The sequence below is a fragment of the Psychromonas sp. genome, from assembly GCF_047632955.1.
Taxonomy (GTDB): Bacteria; Pseudomonadota; Gammaproteobacteria; order Enterobacterales; family Psychromonadaceae; genus Psychromonas.
This window is the reverse complement of the sequence record NZ_JBLIED010000041.1, coordinates 25,361-31,423: the sequence shown is the minus strand read 5'-3', so window position 1 is coordinate 31,423 and position 6,063 is coordinate 25,361. Positions and strand designations below refer to the sequence as shown.

Annotated in this window: 5 protein-coding genes; all 5 read left to right on the top strand. The window is 45.7% G+C overall.

The window, feature by feature from the left end; translation table 11 throughout:
* Positions 1 to 406: 406 nt before the first annotated feature.
* Positions 407 to 2,161: an acetate--CoA ligase gene (acsA, locus tag ACJAZP_RS16955; RefSeq protein WP_415231926.1), complete on the top strand. Its 1,755-nt coding sequence runs from the start codon at positions 407 to 409 to the stop codon at positions 2,159 to 2,161.
* 30 nt (positions 2,162 to 2,191) lie between these two features.
* Positions 2,192 to 3,181: a pyruvate dehydrogenase (acetyl-transferring) E1 component subunit alpha gene (gene pdhA / locus ACJAZP_RS16950; protein ID WP_415231925.1), complete on the top strand. Its 990-nt coding sequence runs from the start codon at positions 2,192 to 2,194 to the stop codon at positions 3,179 to 3,181.
* Positions 3,174 to 4,178 carry an alpha-ketoacid dehydrogenase subunit beta gene (locus ACJAZP_RS16945; RefSeq protein WP_415231924.1) on the top strand — a complete coding sequence of 335 codons (1,005 nt, stop codon included), beginning with the start codon at positions 3,174 to 3,176 and terminating at the stop codon, positions 4,176 to 4,178. The genes pdhA and ACJAZP_RS16945 overlap by 8 nt, the downstream gene beginning before the upstream one ends.
* Positions 4,175 to 5,461, top strand: a complete 1,287-nt coding sequence (locus ACJAZP_RS16940) for a dihydrolipoamide acetyltransferase family protein (RefSeq protein WP_415231923.1) — start codon at positions 4,175 to 4,177, stop codon at positions 5,459 to 5,461. Before ACJAZP_RS16945 ends, ACJAZP_RS16940 begins: the two co-directional genes overlap by 4 nt.
* Positions 5,462 to 5,526: 65 nt before the next feature.
* Entirely contained in the window at positions 5,527 to 5,769 is a 243-nt protein-coding gene (locus ACJAZP_RS16935) for an acyl carrier protein (protein ID WP_415231922.1), read from the top strand.
* The last annotated feature ends 294 nt before the right edge of the window (positions 5,770 to 6,063 follow it).

The window sequence follows — 6,063 nt, the reverse complement described above, 5'->3', positions numbered from 1 at the left end:
CGAATCTGCATATGATGGGTGTCAAAAAGCTCAACATAGATAAATTACGTGAAGTGGCTGCTGCATCCTGCGCGGAAGGTGAAACTATTTACAATATGCCATTTGAGGTCACTACTGAATCGGTATTGTCAGCAATATTAACCGCCAATGAATTAGGAAAATAAACTGATCATTTTTTGCATTGATTAAAAATCAGTCGTTATTAAAAAAAGGTAACAGCAGATGTTACCTTTTTTTTACTCGTAAAATAACAATTATAATAATCAGGTGCACTGCTAAACGCAATAGTGATTAAAATAGTTCCCCGCTTGTATCCCCTGTTATGAATCGACTATTAACTAAACATTTTCACTTCTTTCATCTATCCTTAAATAAGTTATTTTAGGCTTTAGCGAAGGAGATAAAAATGACTTTTTCTGAAATAAAAAAAGATCCTTTATCGGCATCTAAACATAATTTAGTTAATTACCAGGAGACTTATAAGCACTTCAACTGGCAGCAGGCACAGCAGCGTATTGCCGGCAATAAAGAAGGGTTAAATATCGCCGATGAGGCACTGGATCGCCATGTGAAAGAAGGTTTTGGTGAGCAGATAGCCATTCGCTGGCTGAGCAAACAGGGGTTAATCAGAGACATTAGTTACGCACAATTAATGGCGCAAACCAGTCGTTTTGCCAATATTTTGCATAATTTTGGTGTGCAGCCTAATGATACTGTGTTCGGTTTATGCAGCCGAGTACCGCAACTGTATATTGCATTATTGGGTACACTTAGGTTCGGCACGGTTTTCTCCCCCCTATTTTCAGCCTTTGGCCCCGAGCCTGTCCGTTCCCGCATGGAGATAGGTCAAGCCCGTGTTTTAATTACCAGTGCAGCGCTTTATCTGAAAAAAGTGCAACCCTGGCGTGAGCAGTTAAGCTCTTTAAAATGGGTGTTACTGTATAACGTCAGCGGCCCGCTTCCGGACAACTGTTATGATCTTGATGCTTTATTAGAGCAAAGTAGCGACCACTTTCCCGCCCGCCTCTGTAATCCGGAACAACTCGCTTTATTACACTTCACCTCGGGTACAACGGGTAAACCTAAGGGCGCAATGCATGTTCATCAAGCCGTCGTTTACCATAGCATCTCAGCCTTTTACGCACTGGATCTTAGGCCCGGAGACCGTTATTGGTGTACCGCCGATCCGGGCTGGGTAACGGGCACTTCCTACGGAATTATTGCGCCATTATGCAATCGTGTCACCATGATCATTGATGAAGCTGAATTTGATGCCGATCACTGGTATCAGTTACTCAGCGAACAAAAAATTAATGTTTGGTATACCGCCCCTACCGCTATTCGTATGTTGATGAAAACCGGCGGCGAACTGGCTTCTCAATATGATCTTAGTGCCTTACGTTTTATTGCCAGTGTCGGAGAGCCGCTTAATCCAGAAGCGGTTGTCTGGGGACAGAAGGTTTTTGGCATGCCGTTTCACGATAACTGGTGGCAGAGCGAAACCGGCGGGATCATGATCGCCAATTTTGCCACCATGGCAGTTCGCCCGGGTTCAATGGGCAGACCCTTACCCGGTATTGAGGTTGCCATTATGGAGCATACCGAAGGGGGGAAAATCAAAGCAGCGACAAAAGCCAATCAGATCGGCGAGCTGGCCCTGAAAAAAGGTTGGCCATCGATGTTTCGCGGTTATCTGCATGAACAGCAGCGTTATCAAAAATGTTTTGTCGGGGATTGGTATTTAACCGGCGACTTGGCAATGTGTGACGGCGATGGTTATTACTGGTTTGTTGGCCGGGCAGATGATGTGATTAAAAGCTCGGGACATTTGATTGGTCCCTTTGAAGTAGAAAGTGTGTTGATGGAGCATCCCGCTGTCGCAGAGGTTGGAGTGATCGGTTTACCCGATGAGGTGGCAGGCGAAATTGTAAAAGCTTTTGTGGCGCTTAAACCTGAATATGAAGGTGATGACATTTTACGTAAAACGTTGTTGGGTCATTCACGTAAACGGTTGGGCGCTGCCGTTGCACCTCGAGAGATTGTTTTCCGTAAAAATTTACCTAAGACCCGCAGCGGCAAAATTATGCGCCGTTTATTAAAAGCGCGCGAACTGGGATTGCCGGAAGGTGATATTTCCACGCTTGAAAGTGATGAAGCCTAAAAGCTGATAAATTTGCTTAGGAGATAAGGTATGAGCAGTAACAAATTACATATCAATCGTATTCATTTACATTTTTTGCTCAAGCAGATGATTCGCATTCGTCGCTTCGAAGAGCGTTGCGTGACCCTCTATAATGAAGAAAAAATTCGCGGGTTTTTACATCTTTATAATGGCGAAGAGGCTATTGCCGTTGGCGTCATGCAGGCATTAACAGCTCAGGATGCCGTACTTGCAACTTATCGCGAACACGGTCATGCGCTGGCAAGGGGACTGAGCATGAATGCGCTGATGGCGGAGATGTTTGGTAAAGCCAGTGGGTGCAGTGGCGGACGAGGCGGATCGATGCACCTGTTTGACAGCAGCCAGCGTTTTTATGGCGGTAATGCCATTGTTGCAGGCGCTTTGCCCCTGGCTGTTGGTATCGCATTAGCAGATAAAATGCTAAAGCGGCAGACTGTCACCTGCTGTTTTTTTGGTGAAGGCGCGGTCGCCGAAGGAGAATTTCACGAGAGCCTGAATCTGGCCAAATTATGGCAACTGCCGATCCTGTTTATCTGTGAGAATAATCTTTATGCCATGGGCACGCCCCTGGAGTTCGAAGAATCTAATCAGAAAATTCATTTAAAAGCAGCAAGTTATGGTTTAGCTGCGCAAGTTATAGATGGCATGAATGTGATTGATGTTGAAGCCGCAGCAAAACTTGCCTGCAGCGCAATACGCAGTGGTGCCGGCCCGCATTTTATAGAATGCCGAACCTATCGTTTTCGTGGTCACTCGATGTTTGATACTCAGCTATATCGTAATAATGACGAAATTGAACAGTGGAAGAAAAAAGGACCGGTTATCCAGTTAAGCCAATGGTTAAAAGACAATCATCAAATCGAACCCGAAGAGCTGCAGGCTATAGAATTAGCGGTGGAGAAGGAGATCGATGCGGCGGTGCAAAGCGCAGATGCTGCTGATATCGAGCCCGTCGAAGGTTTGTTAGACCACGTATATACGGAGGTTTCTCATGGATAAAATCACCTTCAGAGAGGCATTTAAGGCGGCGCTAGTAGAAGCATTAAATGATGATTCCAGGGTATTTTTAATCGGCGAAGATGTGGGTAAGTACGGGGGGTGTTATGCGGTTTCCAAAGGACTGCTCGATCGCTTTGGCGCGCAACGCATTATTGATACTCCTTTGTCTGAATCCGGTTTTGTCGGCGCAGGCATTGGTGCGGCAATAGCAGGAATGCGACCCATAGTAGAAATCATGACAGTTAATTTCAGCCTGCTTGCACTGGATCAAATCATCAACAACGCCGCAACGCTCAGGCATATGTCCGGTGGACAGATATCGGTGCCCTTAGTGATTCGCATGTCCTGTGGTGCGGGGAAACAACTGGCGGCTCAGCATTCGCACAGTTTTGAAGGTTTATACGCCCATATTCCCGGACTTAAAGTACTTTATCCCGGCACGATAGGTGACGCGCGTTATATGCTAAAAATGGCACTTGATGATCCCGATCCGGTGATTATTTTTGAACATGTGATGCTCTATAATCAGGAGGCTGAGCTACCGGAAAAACACAGCATTGCGCCGATGAAAAAAGCGGTAATTCGCAGACCGGGTGGTGATTTAAGTATTATCACCTGGGGAGGCTGTTTGTATAAAGCAATGGATGCAGCGCAGCAGCTTGAAACCTTAGGCATTAATGCGGAAGTTGTCGATTTGCGCTGTTTACGCCCGCTAGACAGAGAGACCATTTTAGATTCAGTACGTCGTACCCACAAGGCGCTGATTGTTGACGAGTCATGGAAAAGTGGCGGTATGTCCGCAGAAGTCAGCGCCACCATTGCAGAACTAGGACTTTACTATTTAGATGCTCCGATTAATCGTCTTTGTGGCGTTGAAGTGCCGATTCCCTACGCATACCATTTGGAACAGGCGAGTCTGCCGCAGGTCGCACAAATTATCGCCGTTGCCAAGCAAATGATGGAGTCAGCCGAATCAGGCCAGGGGGAGCTATTATGAGCAACAATGAACATGACTTAAAGATGCCCTCTTTTGGCTCTGATATGAAAAAAGGAACACTAACTCAATGGCTGGTTAAAGAGGGAGACAGTATAAAACGCGGTGATGTGGTGGCTGTTATCGAAACCCACAAGGGAGCCATAGATTTGGATATTTTTGAGGATGCGTTAATTATAAGCTTACTGGTCAAAGAGGGTGATAAAATTGCTGTTGGTGAGCCGATTGCCAGATTAAGAACCAGTAACATAAGGCCCCACACGGCCAATGTTACGAATATCACCTCTAACAAAACCTCCACAGCAACCATCGAGGACAGCGCAGCTACTGCGAATACTAATCTACGCCCAGCATTCAAGCAGCCTGATAACCCGGCAACTCCTAAGCGCTTTGTTGTCGCAACGCCCGCGGCGCGATCTTTTGCAAAACAGCAACAACTCACTTTGAACGCTCTGTTTCCCAATAAGATGACTAAAATTGTCACCTTGGCCATGATCGAGCAGGTAATCAAACAACAACAGCTCAGTCAGCAGATGGCAGAAAACACAGCACAACCGGCAGATAAAAAAGCAACCTTAAACCGCGCACCGGCACCCCCTGACAAAGGGTTTAATAAAGAGGCCATGCGCCAGGCGATCAGCGCAACAGTGACCCGTTCAAAACAACAGATACCACACTATTATTTGCGCCAGCGTTTGGATATTACCAACCTAGAGGAATACCTGCTGCAGGTTAACGCAGAGCTCCCCGTAGAGCAGCGCCTGCTAATAGCGGCTCCTTTATTGTGCGCCATTGCGCGCACCTTAATGGATAACCAGCAACTTAACGGCGAATATAAAGAGGATCGTTTTGTCGCCAGTGACACTGTCCATTTAGCCAATGCGATTAATTTACGTAGCGGAGGATTAATCATGCCGGTGATCCGGGCGGCGCAAACACTTTCTCCCTCACAGATGATGGAAGTTCTTAAACAGCAGGTGACACACGCGCGCAATGGCAGTTTACTTTTTTCTGAATTGAGTGGCGGCAGCTTTACCGTGACCAGCCTTGGCGAACGTGGCGCAGAACAGATGTTCGCTGTGATTTTTCCGCCACAGGTGGCAATTCTGGCTTTAGGCAGCCCTCATCAGGAGGTAATGGCCGTTGCCGATGCGGTAAAAATACGTTCCGTTATTGAAGCTTCTCTGGCAGCCGATCATCGTGTCAGTGACGGCCGGATCGGTGCTCGTTTGCTATATCAGTTAAACCAACTGCTGCAAAAGCCGGAAGCTTTGTGGACAGTTTAAATGTGAGCTTTAGCTGACCATGGTAAAGCAAATTAAAAATAAGCAGATAATAAACGCGAGGATTTATGAACAATAATCAATTAAAAAGTATCATCCTTGAAGAGTTAAGTAATATTGCTCCTGAAATAGAAGCGAATGAAGTGCCCGATGATCAAGATATGCGTGAAGCACTGGAGCTTGATTCGATGGATTTCCTTAATCTGGTGATCGCGGTTTCTAAGCGCACTCAGGTGGTCATTCCGGAAACTGATTACGCTAAAGTGCTGACCCTAAATGCGATGATCTCTTATCTGATCAATCACGCTTAGATTAAGTATTCCTGTTTTATTCTCTGGATTGGACGGTTATCTCTTTATCTGATCCCAAGCCTTACTCACTGCAGATAAGTGACGTCTTTGGTTTTGCCCATTTTTTAGCGCCCTATCATTTACCTGTTCGGCTATTTTTTATTCCCTCTTCTAAATTTGAGAGAGCAAAACCGTAACAAAAGCATCACAAGGGCATAACAAAGCAATTCAGAATATAAAACTATAAAGACGCAAAACCTTAGAACATAAAACTATAAAGGCGCAAAAACTTAGTTGCACAATCTGGATAAAAAT